General features: G+C 56.6%; 18 protein-coding genes and 3 tRNA genes. 14 read left to right on the forward strand and 7 right to left on the reverse strand.

What is annotated here, in order from left to right; genetic code table 11:
* Positions 1–15: 15 nt before the first annotated feature.
* Positions 16–729, reverse strand: a complete 714-nt coding sequence (locus SMC3_RS02845; protein ID WP_119087256.1) for a biotin--[acetyl-CoA-carboxylase] ligase — start codon at positions 727–729, stop codon at positions 16–18.
* Entirely contained in the window at positions 702–1,721 is a 1,020-nt protein-coding gene (locus tag SMC3_RS02850) for a hypothetical protein (protein WP_119087257.1), read from the reverse strand. The genes SMC3_RS02845 and SMC3_RS02850 overlap by 28 nt, the downstream gene beginning before the upstream one ends.
* Positions 1,722–1,841: 120 nt before the next feature.
* On the opposite strand from SMC3_RS02850, the gene SMC3_RS02855 reads away from it, so the two are divergent.
* The 3 genes from SMC3_RS02855 to ileS all read left to right on the forward strand — a co-directional run bounded on the left by SMC3_RS02855 (position 1,842) and on the right by ileS (position 10,111).
* On the forward strand, positions 1,842–5,876 hold the full coding sequence (locus SMC3_RS02855; RefSeq protein WP_119089796.1) for a 5'-nucleotidase C-terminal domain-containing protein: 4,035 nt from the start codon (positions 1,842–1,844) through the stop codon (positions 5,874–5,876).
* 97 nt (positions 5,877–5,973) lie between these two features.
* Positions 5,974–6,852, forward strand: a complete 879-nt coding sequence (locus SMC3_RS02860; RefSeq protein ID WP_165846528.1) for a DUF3378 domain-containing protein — start codon at positions 5,974–5,976, stop codon at positions 6,850–6,852.
* Between the two features lie 97 nt (positions 6,853–6,949).
* The gene (ileS, locus tag SMC3_RS02865) at positions 6,950–10,111 is read left to right on the forward strand and encodes an isoleucine--tRNA ligase (protein ID WP_119089798.1); all 3,162 of its coding nucleotides are present in this window, start codon (positions 6,950–6,952) and stop codon (positions 10,109–10,111) included.
* Positions 10,112–10,163: 52 nt separating this feature from the next.
* Here ileS and SMC3_RS02870 read toward each other — a convergent pair whose 3' ends face one another.
* From SMC3_RS02870 to SMC3_RS02890, 5 genes are all read right to left on the reverse strand, one after another.
* Positions 10,164–10,997 (reverse strand): HesA/MoeB/ThiF family protein, encoded by an 834-nt coding sequence (locus SMC3_RS02870; RefSeq protein WP_119089799.1) that lies wholly within the window; start codon positions 10,995–10,997, stop codon positions 10,164–10,166.
* Positions 10,994–12,394, reverse strand: a complete 1,401-nt coding sequence (locus SMC3_RS02875) for a carotenoid oxygenase family protein (protein WP_119089800.1) — start codon at positions 12,392–12,394, stop codon at positions 10,994–10,996. The genes SMC3_RS02870 and SMC3_RS02875 overlap by 4 nt, the downstream gene beginning before the upstream one ends.
* A 61-nt stretch (positions 12,395–12,455) precedes the next feature.
* Positions 12,456–12,546 (reverse strand) — tRNA-Ser (locus SMC3_RS02880).
* Positions 12,533–13,003 carry a nucleoside deaminase gene (locus tag SMC3_RS02885; RefSeq protein WP_243622479.1) on the reverse strand — a complete coding sequence of 157 codons (471 nt, stop codon included), beginning with the start codon at positions 13,001–13,003 and terminating at the stop codon, positions 12,533–12,535. Before SMC3_RS02885 ends, SMC3_RS02880 begins: the two co-directional genes overlap by 14 nt.
* 8 nt (positions 13,004–13,011) lie before the next feature.
* Positions 13,012–13,088: transfer RNA gene (locus tag SMC3_RS02890), tRNA-Arg, on the reverse strand.
* 45 nt (positions 13,089–13,133) lie between these two features.
* Between SMC3_RS02890 and SMC3_RS02895 the strand changes: the two genes are divergently transcribed.
* The 11 genes from SMC3_RS02895 to greA all read left to right on the forward strand — a co-directional run bounded on the left by SMC3_RS02895 (position 13,134) and on the right by greA (position 21,411).
* Positions 13,134–14,477 (forward strand): NAD(P)/FAD-dependent oxidoreductase, encoded by a 1,344-nt coding sequence (locus SMC3_RS02895; RefSeq protein ID WP_207799644.1) that lies wholly within the window; start codon positions 13,134–13,136, stop codon positions 14,475–14,477.
* A 22-nt stretch (positions 14,478–14,499) separates the two neighbouring features.
* Positions 14,500–15,384, forward strand: a complete 885-nt coding sequence (gene pdxS / locus SMC3_RS02900; protein WP_119089802.1) for a pyridoxal 5'-phosphate synthase lyase subunit PdxS — start codon at positions 14,500–14,502, stop codon at positions 15,382–15,384.
* 2 nt (positions 15,385–15,386) lie between these two features.
* On the forward strand, positions 15,387–15,977 hold the full coding sequence (gene pdxT / locus SMC3_RS02905) for a pyridoxal 5'-phosphate synthase glutaminase subunit PdxT (RefSeq protein WP_119089803.1): 591 nt from the start codon (positions 15,387–15,389) through the stop codon (positions 15,975–15,977).
* On the forward strand, positions 15,978–16,733 hold the full coding sequence (locus SMC3_RS02910; protein ID WP_119089804.1) for a YebC/PmpR family DNA-binding transcriptional regulator: 756 nt from the start codon (positions 15,978–15,980) through the stop codon (positions 16,731–16,733).
* 7 nt (positions 16,734–16,740) lie between these two features.
* Complete coding sequence (ruvC, locus tag SMC3_RS02915; RefSeq protein WP_119089805.1) at positions 16,741–17,256, forward strand: crossover junction endodeoxyribonuclease RuvC; 516 nt, start codon at positions 16,741–16,743, stop codon at positions 17,254–17,256.
* Complete coding sequence (gene ruvA / locus SMC3_RS02920; RefSeq protein WP_119089806.1) at positions 17,240–17,833, forward strand: Holliday junction branch migration protein RuvA; 594 nt, start codon at positions 17,240–17,242, stop codon at positions 17,831–17,833. The genes ruvC and ruvA overlap by 17 nt, the downstream gene beginning before the upstream one ends.
* Positions 17,834–17,836: 3 nt before the next feature.
* Positions 17,837–18,901, forward strand: a complete 1,065-nt coding sequence (gene ruvB, locus SMC3_RS02925) for a Holliday junction branch migration DNA helicase RuvB (RefSeq protein ID WP_119089807.1) — start codon at positions 17,837–17,839, stop codon at positions 18,899–18,901.
* Between the two features lie 96 nt (positions 18,902–18,997).
* Positions 18,998–19,089: transfer RNA gene (locus tag SMC3_RS02930), tRNA-Ser, on the forward strand.
* 24 nt (positions 19,090–19,113) lie between these two features.
* Complete coding sequence (locus SMC3_RS02935; protein ID WP_119089808.1) at positions 19,114–19,893, forward strand: type III pantothenate kinase; 780 nt, start codon at positions 19,114–19,116, stop codon at positions 19,891–19,893.
* A complete protein-coding gene (dusB, locus tag SMC3_RS02940; RefSeq protein ID WP_119089809.1) occupies positions 19,890–20,882 on the forward strand; it encodes a tRNA dihydrouridine synthase DusB in 993 nt (330 codons plus the stop codon). Before SMC3_RS02935 ends, dusB begins: the two co-directional genes overlap by 4 nt.
* Positions 20,872–21,411 (forward strand): transcription elongation factor GreA, encoded by a 540-nt coding sequence (gene greA, locus SMC3_RS02945; protein WP_165846530.1) that lies wholly within the window; start codon positions 20,872–20,874, stop codon positions 21,409–21,411. The genes dusB and greA overlap by 11 nt, the downstream gene beginning before the upstream one ends.

The raw sequence follows: 21,411 nt of genomic DNA on the forward strand, positions 1-21,411 counted from the left end.
GTCGGCGAGAACTGCCTACCAGTCGTAGACGCTTCCGGCGTCCACCTCCGTGAGCGACCCGTCAGGGTTCTTGAGGAGGAGGGCGCCGGTTCTTGACAGCCCGGTCACCCGGCCCGACTCGCGCTGATCGTTGAATTCCACCGTGACGAGTTCGTCCCGCAGGGCGAGATTGGCGTCCATCCATGAACTGAAGGTATCAAAGCCACGCAGAATGAGCGAACTTATGTCCAGTTCCACCATGTTCAGGATACTTGCACAGAGGTGCTGTACGTCGATGGTGCACCCCAGTTCTCCTCTCAGCGAAGTCACACGCAGCAACTGATCCGGGGTTACGACGTTGTTGACGTTAAGACCGATACCTATCAGCAGAGTTGCCATTCCGGACTGAACGAGCGTTTCAGCAAGGATACCGCAGACCTTGCGACGTTTGACAAGCAGGTCATTAGGCCATTTGACGAGTGCGCGAACGCCGGTCTCAGTCAACACGACGCTTGCCACGGCGTGTGCTGCCACCATTGCAGCCTGACGAACTGTCTCAGGCGACGGTACGGCCAGGGCCAGCGTAAGCCACAAGCCTCCTTGTGGCGAATCCCAGCTCTTGCCACGTCGCCCTCGTCCCGCCGACTGTGTTTCGGCAATGATGGCGAATGGCAGCAAATGACCATCAAGTGCGATCTGGCGTGCAGCGTCCTGCGTCGACGCTATGTTCGAATAGGTGACGAGTTCCATGGATCCTCGCGGATGGTGTCCAGGAGTTCACCGACGTGACGCGGCGCATCCGTGATGAAGATGCGTGCTCCACGGTCGACGAGACGGGTCAGCACGCATGCTCTCGTACTCACGGAAAGCATAGCGATGTCCTGTTGTCGCACAAGGACGGCATCCAGCCGAGGAAGACCGACCGGAACCAGGGCTCCAGAGATTGTGTCGGAAGGGCCGTGGTGAAGCACGACCGTTACGAAAAGCCTTTCAGTGCCAACACCACCTGACACGAGTTCCTCAATGAGGTCTGCTGCCCCTTCGTCGGTGCACAGAGCCAGGACTGGTCCATCGGTGCCGGACAGCGCGTAGCCTTGTTGAACAATGACAGGCATTGGAGGCGCCAGAGTGATGGGCTGACTGTTCGGGACCCATGCTGCGATGGGGCACCCAGCAGTACCGACAAGTTTTTGAGCCACGCCCTGTACCATGGAGTTGTTGGAGCCTGTGACCACAAGAAAGTCCGATCGCTCCTCGAGGAGATTCCACGCGAGAGCAACGGCGTTGGCCACGTAATCGTGGACTCCCGGCGGTCGGAAGTCGCAGTCGACCAGGCCTCCGATGGCTACATCGGCACCTGTGCCAAACCAGCTCCTGGCAGGACGGGCGGCTGCAAGTCCTGCAAACAGCTGCAACCGCTTTGCAAGTTCTGACAGCTCGAACGGTTGCTGTTTCAGGATGTCGACTAGTCGAGTGTACTGGGCAAGTGTTCCCATCACGATGCAGTCCACACGTCCTGCTTCCATGCGCAGAGCCCCCGATGGAACGGCAACCTCACCTCCCTTGGCCAGCATCTCCTGTTTCAGGATGTTGGCAGCCTGTGGGAGTAGACCATTCACTCGTATCACAAGGAATACCGCTTTGGCTGCCATGATATCGGCTCCCAAAGAGTAGCATTCCAGACCATTCAGAAGATCATGAGCCTGCTGAGCCGTTGACATATGCAAGAGTGAGAGTTCCACGGTCGCTCCTTTCCGTCGCGGCCGATCTCTTTCAACCGTGGCTCATAAATTGTATTCTCCTGCCTCGAGACTACAATATTAACAAGTCACGGGTCTATTCTGCAAGTCGGGAGGAATGGAATGAAGAAGCGCCTGTCAGTTCTGCTCAGTGTGATTCTCATACTGGGTCTGGTGTTCGCGAGCTTCCCGTTCAAGGTAGCCATGGCTGCCACGACCGTGAAGATAACCTTGCTCGAGACAAGTGACGTTCATGGGGTCATCTACCCGTATGATTACTTCAAGGACGCGCCCGCGAACGGCGGGTTCGCGAAACTGTCGACGCTGGTCAAGGGTGTCAGGGCTGACAACCCGAATACTCTTCTCCTGGATAACGGCGACAATCAGCAGGGTACACCGCTGACATACTATTTCAACAAGGTCGACACGACTGGGCCAAACCCGGTGATCGCAGCCATGAACATCATGGGGTACGATGCGATGACACTTGGTAACCATGAATTCAATTATGGACTCTCCATCGTCGACAAGGCCCGGTCCGAGTCCAAGTTTCCATGGCTTTCGGCCAATATTTACAAGGAAGATGGCACGAACTACTTCACGCCGTACATCGTCAAGACAGTTGCCGGTGTCAAGGTCGGCATTCTGGGGCTGACGACCAAGAACATCCCGAACTGGGAAGTGCCTGCGAATATCAAGGGCCTGGTCTTCAAGGATACGGTCGAAGAGGCCCAGAAGTGGGTCAAGATTCTCAAGGACACCGAGAAGGTCGACTTGGTCGTGCTCTTGGCACACGAGGGGTTTGAGAAGGACATCGACACCGGCAAGGATCTCGGTACTTCAATTGAGAACCAGGCCTATGCCATTGCGACGGCGGTCCCTGGCATCGACGTCATGTTGACCGGACATACCCACCTGTCTATCCCGGGCAAGACGCTCAACGGTGTTCTTGTCATGCAGCCAAAGAACGCAGGCGTCGAGATCTGCAAGGCAGACATTACCATGGAGCAGACTGCCACTGGGTGGAAGGTTGCCACGAAAACCGGAACCAATCTCCCTGTGACTGCCGACACTGTGGCTGATCAGGCCATTCTGGACGCGACCAAGACTCAGCATGAGACAGCGGTCAGCTATATGAAGCAGCCGATTGGCGAAGCGACGGGGGATTTCCCCGGTGCCACGTCTCGGACTGGGGACAGTGCCATCATGGACCTGATTCAGAAGGTCCAGATGAAGTACGCGAACACCGATCTCTCGCTCGCAGCCATGCTGCCTGATCCCGCCCCCAGTTTCAAGAAGGGCCCACTGACGGTCCGCGATATGTATTCACTCTACATCTACGAGAATACGCTGTTTGCCATCACAGTGACCGGACAGCAGATCAAGGATGAACTTGAGTGGTCTGCGAAGTACTTCAACACGTACACGTATAACAAGACAGCCACTACTCTGGTCAACTCCAGCGTGGTGGGCTACAACTATGACATGCTGCAGGGAGCCGACTACGTTATCGATACCACGAAACCGGCGGGTCAACGCATCAGCGGCTTGATCTATCATGGCAAGCCCATGGATATGACTGCAACGTATACGCTGGCTCTCAACAACTACCGGGCTGGCGGTGGCGGATTCCTTGGGTTCAAGGGCTCACCGATTGTCTACCAGTCCAGTGACGAGATTCGCAACCTGATGATCCAGTATGTTAAAGATACTGGGAAGATCGATGCAACAGTCGACAACAACTGGAGCCTCGTGCCGGACTATCTCAACTCACAGTATCGTGCAGCTATCGATACACTCAACAGACAGAGCGCGCTCAGCGAATTCCCCACAGGGGCGTTTGTCCCTGATTCCACAGCGACTCGAGGGGATCTCGCCGCGATTATTACCGGCTCCTACACCGCGATGGACAGTCGCAATCATGCGAGTTCGTTCGTCGACGTAGCCAGTAACGGCTGGTATGCTCGAGCGATCGGGACGGTTCAGGCTCGCAAACTGATGAACGGTACATCTGCCAGGACGTTCGCGCCCGATGCTCCAGCCACGACTGAACAGGCAGTCACTGCACTCATGAGAGCAAGTGGATACGGAAATGATGCTTCCAAGTATGATCTGTGTGCACAGCCTCTCGACAAGGTTCCAAACCTGTTCCGCAATACTGACGGCACGTGGAAATGGGAAGCCTTGGCAGCAGATACGAAGAAGAATAACGGAGCGACCATCAACATGCGTTCCGGCCAGTCTCTTGGTGGCGTGGAGATGTACGCTATAGCTCTTCCCGTAGTCCCTGGTATGGTTGTCAACGGCTATCCTACTGGCGGCGATCTCAAGGCATTTACGATGAAGAACGCGAAGTGGCTGCTGGACCGCACTGGATATGCTCTTGGCACGTGGTACAACAAGGGCAAGACCTATATCGACGTGAGTACGACAATCCCTTGGCGGGACTACGCAGTCACGCTGGGCAAGGAATACGACCAGATATCGATTTTTGACCTGGCCAACTTTGAGGAGATCCCTACCGGCGGTACGAGTGGCAAGTCCGGCAGGAAACCCAACATGAACCTCATCATCTCGGACTGGGCACTGCCATACGTTGCGTTTGCTGAATCGAAGGGATTCATCACGGCCGAGCAGGCCACTGCCCCGAAGCATCAGCTCACGAGGGGTGAACTGGCAGACATGGTCGTGAAGATGCGGTTCCCGACGGTGGTTATTCTGCAGACCAACGATTTCCATGGCAACCTGGTGCCAGCGATCGATGCCAACAAGAACAGCGTAGCGGGGGCGGCTCGTGAGGCTACCATCATCAACAGCATGCGCAGCACATTTGGCAAGGATCATGTTTTGCTCGTGGACGCTGGCGACGCAATCCAGGGCGCCACGATAGCGAACATGTTCCAGGGCAAGAACGTGATAGAGGTCTACAACGCGATGGGCTACGACGTGGCAACACTCGGCAACCATGAGTGGGACTACGGCCAGCAGGTCCTGAAGGATCGGATTTCAGAGGCCAAATTCGACTATGTGAATGCCAACGTGACCGGCGTCAATCTGGGCTGGAAGTCGAATGTCATCAAGAATGTGGCCGGGATCAACATCGGGCTGTTCGGTGTCATAACGTCCGACCTTCCGACTATCGTTGCGCCGTCAAGTTTGACCGGTGTCGGTGTCGCGGATCCAATAGCGACCGCGCAGAACCAGATTGTCGACCTGAAGGGACAGGGAGCACAGTACATCGTTGCTCTGAGCCACTGCGGGTACGAGAATGGCGGCGCTCCGCTGGACCCCGCTATCGCGGCAGGTGCCCCTGGCATTAACCTGATCATTGGTGGTCACTCTCATACTGTCCTGAAGGTAGAGGTCATGGTTGGCAAGACCATGATAACTCAGACCGGCACTGCCGGCGCGTACGTTGGCAAGGAGGTCATCGATTTCACGACGTATCAGGGGAAGATCATCAGGCAGAACGTCTCGTATGAACTTGTACCAACTGTAACTTCTGTTCCTGAAGACCCGGCCATCAAGGCTATCGTCGACGGCTATAACAACCAGTTGAAGAGCAAACTGAGTGTCGTCGTCGGCAAGGCTCTCGTAGCACTTGACGGCGAGCGCGCGGACGTTCGTACGAAGGAAACCAACCTCGGCAACTACGTCACCGACTGGATGCGCATCTCCACGGGTGCGGACATAGCGTTCGAGGACGGCGGCAGTATTCGTGTCAGCGTTCCTGCCGGAGACGTCACAGTAGGCAGCATTTATGACGTGCTCCCGTTCGACAACTTCCTAGAAGTCCTCGAGATCAAGGGTTCCACGCTCAAGACCGCCCTCGAGAATTCTGTCAGTGCCTATCCCGCCCAAGCCGGTGCGTTCGCTCAGGTGTCCGGATTCAGCTTCACGTTTGATCCGTCCAAACCAAAGGGTTCGCGCGTCGTCAGCATCACCAGGGACGGTAAGCCGATGGACATGGACGCCACGTACAAGCTCTGCGTTCAGGATTACACAGCGCTCGGGGGGGATGGATATGCCATGCTCAAGGGGGAAAAGATCGTCTACAAGTCCAGCGAATGGAATCGGGACGGTCTTGTCAACTACATCAAGGCAAACCCCGAGATCAACCCGACGGTCGAGGGTCGAATCACCGTCGTCACTCCATAACAGATTATCGACTGATTCGTCAAGGGGGCCGGCAACTGCCGGCCCCCTTGTGTTTGACCGGTGTTGCACATCTGTCGAAAGAGGAGACAATCCATCCATGAACACAGTGAAGACAATGACACATGAACAGCAGGAACGTCTTCGATCGGCTCTGACCGCGGGTGGTGGCATCGAGGACTCGGAGTTGCCTGCGGGGACGTACTTCCTGGCGAGGAGCGAGGGTTCGGCCGTGACTGCCTATCGAAGCGGCAAGGTCCTGTTTCAGGGGCACGATTGCGACAGACAGATTCGGCTCGCGGAAGGAATTCTGGCTCACGTCGGATCAGAGAACAAGGGTCTCAAATTCCCGATCGTCGGAGGAGATGAATCCGGCAAGGGGGATCTATTCGGTCCACTTGTCGTTGCTGCGTTTGGGGTTCGCAACGAGTCAGAGAGACGAGAGGTCGTGCGCGTCGGAGCACGCGACTGCAAGCTCATGACAGATGGTGAAGTGCGTACCGTCGCCAGAAGATTGGGCGGTGTCGGCGTATCGGGCGTTCGTATCCTTATGCCCGATGAGTACAACGCACAGTATGCTCGCGTGCGCAACGTCAATATCCTGCTCAACGAAATCTACGCAGGGTTGCTGCTCGAATTGGCGACTGCGTGCAAGGCTCAGACAGTGATCCTTGACAAGTACGGTGGACGGGCGATGGCGCTCTGGAAAACTCCGCAAAGCTTTCGCTTCGTGGTGGAGACTCATGCGGAACGGTATCCTGAAGTAGCCGCCGCTTCCGTTCTTGCCAGGGCGGCATTTCTCGACGGTCTCGAGCGGACAGCAAGGGACAGCGGGATTACACGGCTTCCCAAAGGAGCTTCGATGGAAGCCCAGGCGTTCATGCGGCGCCTGGCCTCAGACAAGGGCAAGAACGTGCTTCGATCGATCGCAAAGGTGAATTTCGCTCCCGTGAAGGAGTGCCTCGAAAGTCTGTTCTAGACGAGGCCAGTGATTATCATCTGGTTGACAACACGACCCGGCGACGTAGTATATATGCTGATTTCCGCAGTGAAACCTTCAGACGAGGAGACGTCTCATGTTTAAACCCGTACTGCCTGCCGACAAGGTTGTCGAGCAGGAGGTGGCCACCATCCAGTTCTGGGAAACCAGTCATGTCTTCGAGAGGTCGCTCGAACTAAGCAAGGACAAGGAGCGCTTCGTGTTTTTCGAAGGGCCACCGACCGCTAATGGGAGACCTGGCGTGCATCATGGCCTGGCCCGGGTTTTCAAGGACACGGTCCTGAGATACAAGGCAGGTACGGGTTACTACGTTCCTCGCAAGGGTGGTTGGGACTGTCAGGGACTGCCGGTAGAGATCGAGGTCGAGAAACGGCTTCACATCAGTGGCAAGCAGCAGATCGAGGAATATGGGGTCGAAGCGTTCGTGCGGGAGTGCAAGAGCAGCGTTTTCACGTATAAAGCAGAGTGGGAGAAGATGACCAGCCGCATCGGTTTCTGGCTGGATACCGAACATGCGTACGCGACCTATACCAACGACTACATCGAATCGGTGTGGCATATCCTGAAAACCTTCTACGACAAGGGGTTGCTGTACCAGGGACACAAGGTCGTGCCCTACTGTCCGCGCTGTGGGACGGCTCTCTCGATGCACGAGGTCGCGCAAGGCTACAAGAAGGTCACCGAGGAGACAGTTTTCGTCAAGTTCACGCTGGCGTCAGAGGGACTGAAGGGTGTCAAGGCGCTGGTCTGGACGACGACGCCATGGACTCTGCCGAGCAACGTCGCGCTTGCAGTCAACCCGAACGTCCAGTACTCGGTCGTCGAACTGGAAGGTGAACGGTATCTGCTGGCGTCTGCGCGGCTGGCCGCCGTGTTTGGCCATGACGCGGAGCACGTGACGCTCGTGCGCACATATCTCGGAAGTGAGCTTGCGGGGGTTCGATATGAGCGACTCTACGACTATGCCAGTCTCGAGCCTGATGAGGCGGCGCGTGGTTGGCGCATTGTCACCGCAGACTACGTAACGACGTCGGACGGCACAGGCATCGTTCATCTGGCGCCTGCGTTTGGTGAAGATGATCTCAACGTTGGACTCAAGGAAGGACTCCCGTTTGTCCAGCTTGTAGACCTCGCCGGCAAGTTTACGGCTGAAGTGACACCATGGGCCGGCAAGGACGCCAAGGGAAGCGACCCGGATATCCGGCGTCAGCTCAAGGCCGACGGGAAGCTGTTCAAGACGGAGAGGATCGAACACGACTATCCCTTCTGCTGGCGATGCGACACACCTCTTCTCTACTACGCCAAGGACTCGTGGTTCGTCCGCACTACGGAGTTCAAGGACCAGATGGTTGCGAACAATCAGGAGATCACCTGGTACCCCGACCACATCAAGGACGGGCGATTTGGCAACTGGCTGGAGAACATCAAGGACTGGGCACTATCCCGCGAACGCTACTGGGGAACTCCATTGCCCATCTGGGTCTGCGATTCCTGTGGACACCAGCATGCGGTAGGTTCCATTGCTGAACTCAACGAGATGGCTGTTAACCCGGATCCCGAGGTCGAGCTGCATCGCCCCTATGTGGACAAGATCGAACTGCGGTGTCCGGTATGCGGTAGCACTATGCACCGTGTCCCAGAAGTCATCGACGTCTGGTTCGACTCTGGTTCGATGCCGTATGCACAGTGGCACTATCCATTTGAGAACCAGGACGAGTTCGCAAAGATGTATCCAGCTGACTTCATCTCTGAAGGAATCGATCAGACGCGTGGGTGGTTCTACACGCTTCACGCTATCTCGACTGCCCTCAACGACAGACCGGCATTCAAGCGGTGCATGGTGCTCGAACTGATTCTGGACGAGAAGGGCCACAAGATGAGCAAGCATCTCGGTAATGTCATCGACCCATGGACTATTCTCGACAAACAGGGGGCGGATGCGTTCCGATGGTCTCTCTACACGAGCACTCCGCCCTGGTACCCGAGGCGATTCGGACCGAATGTGGTTGCCGACGCTCTCAAGAACTTCATCATCCCGCTTCGTAACGTCTACAGTTTCTTCGTGCTGTACGCGAATATTGATCACTTCGATCCGAATGTGGCCCAGCTGCCGTTTGACAAGCGGCCGGAGCTGGACCGGTGGCTTCTGAGTCGGTTCCAGGTGCTCGTTCGGGACGTGCGTGCAGACATGGAGGCGTATGACATCAATCCGGCGACGAAGCGCATCCAGGCTTTTGTCGAGGAGTTGAGCAACTGGTACGTGCGACTGAGCAGGCGGCGTTTCTGGCGAAGTGAAAACGATACCGACAAACTGTCGGCGTACGAGACGCTCTACAGGGTCCTGGTCGACCTAGCCAGACTACTGACACCGTTCACGCCCTTCATGTCGGAGGAGATCTACCAGAACCTGGTTCGGTCGGACAACAGTGAAGCCTCGCTTTCCGTGCACTTCCTCGACCTGCCGGAATTTGACAGATCCATGTTTGACCCACAGCTGCCAGGCGCGATGCAGGTGGTCATGGACGTCGTGTCGCTGGGAAGGTCAGCCAGGAAGCAGGCGGGCGTCAAGACCAGGCAGCCATTGGGCGCAGTGACCGTTTACGTCCATGACGGGCTGGCTCACGAGGCGCTGATTTCGCATGCCGATATCATCCGCGATGAACTGAACGTCAAGTCTATTGTCGAAGCGAGTCACGTTGCGGATATTGCGGAGTTCACACTCCGGCCTAACCTGCCCGTACTCGGCAGGAGGGCCGGAACATCGATCCCCGCCATCCAGAGGGCACTGGCCACAGATGCAGAGAGAGTCTATGTTGAGCTTGAGACCACTGGCCAAGCTTCTTTGGATCTGGACGGAACGGCATTCCTGCTGACGAAGGATGACGTCATCAGCGCGGTCTCAGGGAAAGGTGGATTGTTTGCAGCGTCGGCGGCGAACATTGTCGTAGCGGTCGATCCTGCCGTCACACCGGAGTTGCGAGCTGAGTGGTACGTGCGCGAGGTCGAGCACTTTGTTCAGGGACAGCGCAAGGACAAAGGCTATCAGGTGACGGATCGTATACGACTTGCTTTGACGTGTACCGATGCTGCAGTCACGGCCGCACTTACCGCTGCGGCGCAGGACGTGGCCCGGGAAGTCCTCGCAAACGAGGTAACGGTGGTCACTGGCCCGGTCGAGGACAGCGCCGAGGCCCTGGAACTTGAAGGTTCGAAAGTAGCGTGTCGACTGGAACAGTAAGGGCGTTCCGGCAGTAGCAACGCATTCACTTTCCTGGTAGAGTCTCCTGTCTTCAGCAGGAACTCTGCCGGGGATCTATTTTCATCGAGAACAACTCGGTTATGGTTGGTTGGTCACCACACACTCGGCACTGATGGTCACGTTCAAGTGGCACGAGCTCGAAGCGATTGTCCTCTCCATCCATGAGCAGCAGCTTGCCGGCCAGCCAGTCTCCACAACCCACAATGTACTTGAGCACGTTCTGTGCAACGATGGAACCGATGATGCCGGGAGTGGTGCCGAGAATGCCGCGAGCTCTCTCCTCGCGTGCCATCGCAGCAGTAGGAGACTTTGGGTACAGGCAACGGAAACAGGCTGTCGTTCGCGGGATGACCGTGAATGCCATTCCGTGGAGGTTGCTTACCGCACCGACAAACAGCGGCTTGCCAAAAAGAACAGCAGCGTCGGAAACGAGATATCGCGTGCTGTAGTTGTCTGTGGCATCGACGACCATGTCGTAGGCGCTGAAAAGAGCATAGGCGTTGTCTGGATCCAGTCGACTGGGATAGGCCTCGACATGTATTTCCGGGTTCAGAGCCACCAACCGTTCCTTTGCGACAAGAGCCTTGGGTTGGCCGATGTCTCCCGTGGAATAGAGCACCTGCCGATTCAAATTGGACAAGCTCACGGTGTCTCCGTCGACCATTCCTATCGTACCCACTCCAGCGGCAGCGAGGCACAGCAGGATCGGGGAGCCGAGTCCTCCGGCTCCCACGACCAGAACAGACGCTTTTGCCAGCTTCCCCTGTCCCCGAGGGCCGACCTGTTTCATCCATAGTTGACGTTCATAGCGACCTCCGTCGGGAACCCCGCACGACGACGCCCGCACGTGTTTCGATGAAGTCATGTTGTTGCCTCCTCCGATACAAAGAGTGCATGCAGTCCGAACGGTAGTGCGCAGGGAAGCCATGCGCGCGCTTGTTCGGTCATTGTTGCAGCATCCAGAATCAGGGCAAATGAACGTTTTGCCAGAACATCGAGCACGATAGCCAGTAGCCAGCCTTCTCCTTCTGGGCCGTCCGTGGTCGCGGGAACAAAAATGGGAGCACCGGGGAAACAGTTGTCGGACGACCAGGCGATGAATCGGCCGGTCGTCACGTCGGAACGGCACAACCGGTCGATCGGCTCGCCTGTTCTCGTTGGCCCCGCCGCGAACAGGATGGTGTGTGGGCGCATTGAGAATCTGACGTCTATTGTGCAGAACTCTCCTGGTGGGCACCTCAGTGGTGAGCAAAGGACTCGCTTGTGCTCCAGGTCGATGATGAGGCGGGTCGCCAGCGGAGCGGGAAAGTCGCCTGCAGGAACCTCTCCATGGTCGAAAGCCAGAGAGTCGAGGATGCTCGGATCCGGGTAGGCCGCAAGATCGACGATGATCTGATCTCCGTCGTCCCAGGCATTGATATGGTGAAGTGCGAACAGTGGGCGTGTGGAAAGTGTCGCCTTCAATGCACCGGTCCTCCGGTCGACGACCAGGACCCTGCTTCCTTGTCCCGCATCCCAGACATAATTTCGCAGATATGGACGTCTGGATGAACTCAGCGAGCGCGGATATGCCGTGAAGGGCCCTTCGATGAGAATGACCCATCGTGGCGTCACACTGAAGGAGTGCATGTATCCAAGGCGCGAAGACGGGATAGCACAGAGGCGTCGCGTTCTTCCTTCAGGACTGGTGACTGTAATGACGTATCCAGCAGGATCCCTATTGCAGAGCGACAGGTCGAAGCGCTCTCCGGTGAGCTGGTCGAAGACGGGGTGTGGCGAGGAGGCACAGCATCTGTGCAGGTGTGCCCATCGCCTTGTGCGTATTGTCGCCAGCGTTGCGGGATCGATCAAGATGCTCTGTGGCGTATCGCCGAGAGCCTCGAGCTCGTGTCTCCAATGAGTGATGTTCATGTTGGCGTTGTCGTCGGAAAGATGACTGCACCGGTGGATGGACTGGGAGTCGAAACCGCCAGCCGGCACGGCGTCTTTCGTCAGAGCCCGACGATACCAGGAACTTGCAAGAAAGCGGTTGCTGCAGGTGGCGCCGTGTGATCCAAAAGTTACTGATGAGAGGAAGGCAAAGCCATCCAGCCAATGTCCAACACAGTGACCCCCAATCTGGAACCTGCCAGGGCCGATTCTGTACATGGTGCCGACAAGGCCGGGAGGAACAATTCCCGTAACGCTGAGGGGTACGCTGGACACTTCATCGAGAAGCGAAGTGAAACCAATGCTGTATCTGGGAGCAGATCCTGGGTTCATGGCCGCTCGATAGCACGGAGAAATGTGCGAAATGACGATAACTCCAGCATCTGTCTAATGCTGGCGGAGAGGGTGGGATTTGAACCCACGAACGAGGGAACCCCGTCACCTGCTTTCGAGGCAGGCGCTTTCAACCGCTCAGCCACCTCTCCGTTTGGACCTGATACGTGCAAAGAACTGCTGCAGGACAGCTTCGGCATCAGCGCGCAACAAACCAGAAACCACCTCCGGAGCATATCCAAAGATAGGCCGTGTAAGCATGTTGCCATTGCTGCCGACTGCTCCATTGTCGAAATCGTACGCTGAGAAAACCACCCGCTGTACCCTCGCAAGAGCTATTGCGCCAGCACACATCGGACACGGCTCGAGAGTAACGTACAGGACGCATCCGTCCAAACGCCAATCTTGCAGACGCTCGGCACTGGAGCGCAACGCGAGCATCTCGGCATGTGCCGTTGGGTCCTTGGCGCTCTCTCGCGTGTTATGTGCAGAAGCAAGCAATTCACCAGCCCTTGTAACAACACATCCCACAGGGATCTCTCCTTCATCAAGGGCACGCCTGGCCTCATCAAGCGCAAGAAGCATGCAATCAACATCAGTGAGAGCCATGTCAGGACTGGTGCGCCCGACAGGAATCGAACCTGTAACCTACGGTTCCGTAGACCGTCACTCTATCCAGTTGAGCTACGGGCGCGCAACGATGATTGTATTCCATTTCCCCCGGTTGGCAAGAAGAACAGTGAGGATTGCTGAGCAACGTGGCAGTAGTGACGCGCACAAATCTGTTATAATCTACCTGCCGATGGAAACAAGAGCTGAGGTTTGTGTCATAGGTGGTGGTGCAGCCGGGATGCTGGCGGCATTGTCTGCCGCAAGGCACCTCAAAGCCTGTGGCCACGGTGGCTCAGTCCTCATCCTGGAACGGAATCGGGTGCTGGGCAGGAAGCTGGCCATCACGGGCAAGGGCAGGGCAAACGTGACCAATGCGCGTTCACTGGACGAGTTTGTCCAGGCCTTCGGTCCTTCCGGCCGATTCCTCTACCCGGCTTTCGAGTCCTTTTTCTCCGATGACCTTGTCGCTTTCTTTGCCGAAGCCGGCCTGCAACTCAAGACGGAGCGGGGTGGTCGAGTGTTCCCTGTGACGGACAAGGCGCAGGACGTTGTCCAGGCTTTCGGGCTGCTGCTCGTGCGAGACGGTGTTGATATCCTCTACTCGGCTCGGGTCCGAAGTATCGATGCCGGGTCCGAGGGTTGGACGATCGGTTTGGAGTCTGGCGGGTTGTTGCACTGCCGGGCCGTGGTCATTGCCACAGGTGGAAAATCGTATCCTGGTACAGGGTCGACAGGAGACGGATATGAGCTTCTTGAGCACGTGGGTCATCACCCGGGTCGCCTGCTGCCTGGCCTGGTTTCCCTGCACTGTCCCGAGAAGTGGCTGAGAGAACTTGCAGGGGTCTCGCTCGAGGGTGTCGCCGTGGAGGCGTGGGTTGGCCCTAGGTTATTGGCTCGAAGGCAGGGGGAAGTCATGATAACGGACCGAGGGATTGGAGGTCCGGCCGTCCTGTCGCTGAGTCTGGCCGTCACCCCTGCTCTAGCCGAGAGCCAGGCTGTCGTTCTGTGCTTGGACATGCGGCCCGAGAAGACGTTGGACCAGGAGCTTCATGACATCGAAGCTTGCGGAAATGCCAATGAAATCCTGATGAATGTCTCGAGGTTTCTTCCGAAGCGGATGGCGCTTGAGCTGATGCGTATGTGGGGCATTGAGGGGAAGGGCAGCACACCGTTACCCAGGAAAACCCTTGCAGCAATCGCCCGATCAATCAAGGGAGTGGAGCTGAAATGCACAGGGGCCGACCCTCTCGCCTCCGCGATCATCACACAGGGGGGAGTGCCTCTGCGAGAGGTTGACCCGCGATCCATGGGATCGAGACTCGTTCCCGGATTGTTCATTGCAGGCGAGCTTCTGGACCTGCAGGCTGTCACCGGTGGCTATAATCTGCAGGCAGCTTTCTCGACAGGATTTCTCGCCGGAAGGTGTGCGGCCGAATACGTTGCCAAATCACCAAATGACAGTAAACTTTAAGGGTTAAAGAGGTGACAACGACATGACTGAAATCGGAACGACCAAGGTAAAGCGCGGTTTGGCAGAGATGTTCAAGGGTGGCGTTATCATGGACGTCACGACGGTCGACCAGGCGAAGATTGCCGAAGAAGCCGGTGCAGTGTCAGTGATGGCACTCGAACGGATTCCGGCCGATATTCGCAGGGAAGGCGGCGTCGCAAGGGCGGCTGATCCAGGGCTTGTCGAGCAGATCATGGACGCTGTCTCGATTCCTGTCATGGCCAAGGTACGAATCGGGCACATCTCTGAAGCACGGATACTGGAGTATATGGGCATCGACTTTATTGACGAGAGCGAAGTGCTGACTCCCGCTGATGTCACCTACCATATCGATAAGTGGCAGTTCAAGATCCCCTTTGTATGCGGAGCACGCAATCTGGGAGAGGCGTTGCGGCGTATTGGCGAGGGAGCTGCGATGATAAGGACGAAGGGCGAGCCGGGCACCGGAGACGTCTCTGAGGCGGTCACCCACATGCGAGCGGTCATGAACGAGGTTCGCAAGGTGCAATCGATGCTTGAGGATGAACTGGTGGTCGAAGCAAAGGACCTCGGGGTCAATGTTGAGCTACTGCGTGAAGTGCGCAAGCTGGGGCGTCTTCCCGTGGTCAACTTTGCAGCGGGGGGCATTGCCACCCCTGCCGACGCCGCACTCATGATGACGCTTGGTGCCGATGGTGTTTTTGTGGGTTCTGGCATTTTCAAGAGTTCAGACCCACTTCCGAGAGCAAAAGCCATCGTGGCGGCAACGACCTACTGGGAAGATCCCAAGGTGCTCTTCGAGGTAAGCAAGGGCTTGAAGACAGGTATGCCAGGCATAGATGCACGCACGCTTGTCGAGCTGGATAAGATGCAGGTGAGGGATAACTAGACGTGGTCATTGGCGTCCTCGCTCTTCAGGGCGATTTTCGAGAACATGCAAACATGGTGCAGTTCCTCGGGGTGGAGGTCCGTCTCGTCCGTCTCCCCGACGAAGTCGATTTGGTAGATGGGCTGATCATTCCGGGAGGCGAGAGCACGACCATGGGGAAGCTTATGGTCAAGTACGGAGTGGATCGAGCTATCGTCGACCGTTTCAACGCAGGGAGACTGACGATCTATGGCACATGCGCAGGAATGATCGTTTTGGCCCGGGATATTGAGGGAAGCCAGGCACAGCCTCATCTGGGACTTCTGGATGTGACTGTTCAGCGGAATGCGTTTGGGCGCCAGAAAGAGTCGAGCGAGGAAGATCTGGAAGTCCAGGGGCTGGACACACCATTGCATGCGCTGTTCATTCGGGCGCCGGTGATCGTCCGGACAGGACCTTCTGTAGAGGTACTGGCAAGGGTAACACAGGGGCCGGTCTATGTACAGCAGGGAAGGCTCCTTGCTTCTTCGTTCCATCCGGAGCTTGGAAGCGATACGAGGATACATGAACATTTTCTGCGATTGACAGAGCATAGCTCAAATCAGGAGGTCTAGATGTCCGGGCATTCCAAGTGGCACAATATTCAGGCCAAAAAGGGTGTAGAAGACGCCAAGCGTGGTCGTGCTTTCACCAAGATCACTCGTGAGATCATTATCGCGGCGAAGGCAGGTGGAGGAAGTACCGAAACGAACACGCGGTTGAGGGCAGCTGTAGAAAAGGCCAAGTCAGCAGGTATGCCCAATGACAACGTCAAGAAAGCAATCATGCGCGGAACTGGAGAGATGGAGGGTGTCAGCTACGAGGAGACCACGTACGAAGGTTATGGTCCCAATGGCACCGCATTCATCATCCAGGCCTCGACTGACAACAAGAACCGCACGACTTCGGAAATCAGAAGAATCCTCTCGCAGCACGGTGGCGCTATGGGAGAGAACGGATCTGTCAGCTGGGGCTTCGAGCGGAAGGGTTCGCTGGAAATCGATCCGGCTGACAAGGGATACGACGATCTGTTCATGATTGCAGTGGACAGTGGCGCAGAGGACCTCAAGCAGGACGAGGAGACGACGACTGTCGTCACTGGACCTGAGGATGTCTATAAGGTGCGCCAGGCTCTCGAGGCTGCCGGGATTGTCGTAAAGTCAGCATCTCTCACCATGATTCCCAAGACCCTTGTTGCAGTCGCCATTGATGATGCGCGAAAAATCGCGCGGCTGGAGGAAGCGCTTGACGAGCACGATGACGTCAGCGACTATTTCTCCAACTATGAAATGAGCGACGAGATCATTAAACTGCTGGAGCAGGAAAGCTAGAGACTGTATGCTTACTCTGGGAATCGATCCCGGACTGGCACGCATCGGCTACGGTGTCGTCTCATCAGACGGCGACACCGTAGCCCTTCTTGACTATGGGTGTCTGGAGACCCATCCTGGCACGCCATATCCGGACAGGCTCAAGTACATCTACGACGGCGTCCGCCGACTCGTCCGCAGGTACAAGCCGGATGCAGTGGCGCTCGAGTCTCTGTTTTTCTTTCGAAACGCCCGTACGGTCATGAAGGTCAGTGAGGCGCGTGGAGTCATTGTCCTTGCCATCGGTACATGTCACGTTCCTGCGTTCGAGTACACCCCTCAGCAGGTGAAGCAGGCCGTCTCATCATATGGCATGGAGAGCAAGAAGAACGTGGAGATTGCTGTGCGCCAGATTCTTGGTGTCGAGGAGCATATTACGCCTGACGATACAGCGGACGCAATTGCCATCGCCCTCTGCCATACGTTCACGGGGGCCTATCGCGAGGCAGTTCTGGCGGAGGAGACCGATGATTGCTCTGATTAGGGGGACCGTATATCGCAGATTGGATTCCGCCGTCATCGTTCTTGTCGGCGACATCGGGTATGAGGTAAGAGTAGTGGATCCCACCATGTTCGAGGTGGGGGAAGAAGTCGAACTGCGGACATACCATGTCGTCAAGGAAGACCGGCAGGAGCTCTACGGTTTCGTCGAACAGTTGGACTATGAAGTTTTCGCCGACCTGGTCGAGCATGTTCCAGGCGTTGGCGCTAAGACCGCCCTGAGTCTTCTACGTGCTGTACCTGCGTCTCGTCTCATCGAGGCAGTGCGGGAACAGAGTGTTGGGTTACTCACTTCCGCGCCTGGCATAGGGAAGAAAAATGCCGAGCGCATCCTCATCGAACTGCGCCCAATCGTCAACCGCAAGTACGCTGAACTTCTATCCGCAGAGGGCATGACGGGGACGGAACCCACCGTCCTGGCAGAGGTGGAGATGGCGCTCCGGTCTCTCGGATATTCACAGCGAGAGATCAGTGGCTCTCTCCGGGAGCTTGGTGCTACGAAGGACCGTTCGGCCGAGGAACTCGTGAGTGATGCCTTGCAGCATCTTTCGAGGAAATAGGATATGGCTGCCGGCGAAGAGAAGCGTGTACGTCGGAAAGTACCTGTTGCTCAAGCTCCACTCTTGTCGGGGAAACCTGAGGGTGATGCGGTGGGCTCGACGTTGCGGCCGCGACGCCTTGAGGATTTCATCGGACAGGAGCAGCTGCGGCGCAACTTGGCCATTTTCATCAGGGCCGCGCTCAGCCGCAAGGAGCCTTTGGACCACTGCTTGCTCTACGGGCCTCCTGGTCTGGGCAAGACAACGCTCGCACAAATCATTGCCGTGGAACTTGGTGTGCGGTTCAAGTACACGAGCGGACCGGCACTCACACGGGCAGGTGATCTTGCCAGCATTCTGGCATCGCTCAGGGAGCGGGACGTGCTGTTCATCGACGAGATTCATCGTCTGCCTCCCGCGGTGGAAGAAGGGCTCTATGCTGCAATGGAGGATTTTCAACTGCCCATCATTCTCGGGAAGGGGCCGAGCGCCAAGACACTTACGATACGCCTCAAGCCGTTCACTCTCATAGGAGCGACCACCCGGTTTGGCATGTTGTCCGCCCCTCTTCGCGACAGATTCGGTATCGTCATGCGCATGGATCCATACAATGAGGAGGAACTGGCCCAGATTATCTCCAATGCCGCGTGCCGGCTTGATACGGTTGTGGAGCCGACTGCTGCCAGACGCATTGCTGGTCGCTCACGTGGCATTCCTCGCATAGCGCTTCGGAACCTGAAACGCATCAGAGACTACCTGGCATACGCGGGGGGACCCGTCGTCGATGTCAAGCTGGTCGACGAGGCTTTCTCACGGCTCAACATCGATAAATATGGCTTGCTGGACATCGATCGGCGGCTCCTGGGGGCTATCGATGAAAAGTTCAGAGGCGGTCCTGTGGGTCTCGACAGCCTGGCTTCTGCAATCAGTGAAGACCCCGAGACGGTGTCCGTCGTCATCGAGCCGTATCTGGTGCAGTTGAATTTCATCGCGCGGACATCGCAGGGACGCGTAATAACGGACCTGGGCCGGCGATATCTGAAGGGTCATGATAGCATTTCCGGCGGCGGGGAAGATGTGCTATTCTGACGTCTGCGAAGGCTCTGACCCTTGATAATGTGCGGGAAGCCAGTATAATTAGCCAGAGCCCGTGCAATAATGCGGGTTTGTCAGTTTCCAAAGCACGGAGAGATGGCCGAGTGGCTGAAGGCACTCGCCTGCTAAGCGAGTGGGTGGCTAATACCGCCTCCCGGGTCCAAATCCCGGTCTCTCCGCCATTCTGGTTTTGAAGGCGCGCCACCATGCTTCTTGCCATTGATGTCGGGAACACCAACATAGTCTGTGGCCTCTTTGACGGTACTGTCCTGCGCGATAGTTGGCGTCTGACGACCGACAGGGGCAAGACTGCCGATGAATACAGCGTGTTCATCCGCAGTCTGTTTCAGTTTTCCGATGTCCAGCTGAGGGACGTAGAGTCTGTCGTTCTGGCTTCTGTTGTCCCGCCACTTACGCCAATCATGCGCCGCCTCGTCGATCGCATGTTTCATCTCCAACCGCTCGTGATCTCGACAGCACTCAACACTGGCATCACATGGGAGGTCGAGTCTCCATCAGAGATGGGGGCCGACCGTATTGCTGATTGTGTCGGCGGGTATATGAAATACGGGGGACCTTGTATTATCATCGACCTTGGGACTGCGACGACGTTCAACTTTGTGAGTGGTGATGGAAGATACCTTGGGGGGTCCATAGCACCCGGCCTTCTCAACTCGAGCGAATCCCTGTTTACCAAGACGGCCAAGTTGCCTCGTATCGAGCTTGAACGCCCTGCAACGAGCCTCGGAATCGACACGATCACGCAGATGCAGGTTGGCGTTGTCTGGGGTGAGATCTACATGGTCGATGGCATGATCCAGCGTATCCGCCAGGACACGAGTTGTCCAGATGCCAGAGTGATTCTGACGGGTGGGCTGTCAGGTGTGGTGGTTCCTGGCTTGCAGGCAAAGTGTGTGCATGACCCCAATCTCACGCTCGATGGCTTGCGCATCCTCTTTGAGTTGAACAGGGGCGGGACCGAGTGAACATAGGGCCGTTGAAGCTGGAGGGGCGTGCCTTCCTTGCGCCTCTTGCGGGGTATGGCGATTCCCCCTTTCGCATTCTGTGCAGGCACTATGGTGCAGCCATGGTATACACAGAGATGGTTTCGTCCCTTGGCATCAAATTCAGTAACACCAAGACATTCGGGATGCTGGTGTTCGATCCTGTTGAGCACCCAGTTGACTTCCAGATGTTTGGAGCTCGACCTGATGCAATGGCACAAGCTGCAGAGGTTCTGGCGAAGGCAGGGGTCGATGCCATCGACATCAATATGGGATGTCCCGAGCCAAAAATCGTGAAAACCGGTGCCGGATCGGCGCTGCTGAGGGATCTTCCTCTTATCGATGCAATTACGTCCGCCGTTGTGCAAGCGACGCGGCTGCCGGTGACAGTGAAAATACGCAAGGGATTTTTGTTCGACGATAATGTCGCCGAGGAAATCCTGGGCATTTGCGAGAAGAACGGTGTGGCAGCCCTTACGATTCATGGCAGTACAGCCGTGCAGGGCCGCTCGGGCTCGAAGGACTGGGATGTCATCGCTGCAATAAAAGCGAAGGCAACCATACCAATCATCGCGAACGGAGGCGTCAAAAAGGCGGAGGACGCGAAGAAATTCCTCGACTACACTGGCGCCGACTATGTGATGGTAGGACGGGCAGCTCTCGGGAATCCGTGGGTCTTCGAGCAGATAAACGACGTTCTGGGTGGCAGGAGCCCTCGGGAGCCCGGAGTTGACGAGCGGTTCAGGGTTATGCAGGAACATGTCGACCGCGAGGTCGCTCTCAAGGGTGAGGTCATTGGAGTCAAGGAGATGCGCAAGCACCTTGCTTTCTATTTCAGGGGCCTCCCTGAGGCAACGACGTATCGAGGACGCATTAACCAGGTGAAGAAAGCAGACCAGCTGAAGAAGCTGCTGAATGAGTACCGTGCACTGTGCACAGGTGCCAGCGAGGAGGTTCGCCATGATACATGATGAAGAAGAGCATTCCGACGAAGGGATTGAAATGACTAATGTGCGTGAAGATGAGGAGGAGAAACTATATATCAGCCCCTCTCAGCACAGGAAGATGCTTGAAGAGCTCGACAGGCTGAAGACCAAGGAGCGCCTTCGCATCGCAGAGCGCATCAAGGAAGCCAAAGGATTCGGTGATCTCTCGGAGAATGCCGAGTACGAAGAGGCCAAGAAGGAGCAAGCGTTCATCGAGGGAACCATCATGGACGTCGAGCGCCAACTCGAGCACTCCGTGGTCGTCGAACCAGGCGATACGGGCACAGGCGAAGTTCACATGGGTTGCAAGGTCCAGGTACTCGATGTGGAGACTACCAAGACTCGCTGGTTCACTATTGTCGGCAATCTCGAAGCCGATCCAATGGAAGGTCACATTTCCATTGATAGTCCGGTGGGCAAGGCTCTCGTGGGGAAACGCGAGAAGGAGACCGTTGCTGTGCGTATTCCTAAGGGTCGAGTCTCATACAAGATTCTCTCTATCGAGAAGGTATAG

This window comes from Candidatus Cryosericum hinesii, from assembly GCF_003570985.1.
Lineage (GTDB): Bacteria > Caldisericota > Caldisericia > Cryosericales > Cryosericaceae > Cryosericum > Cryosericum hinesii.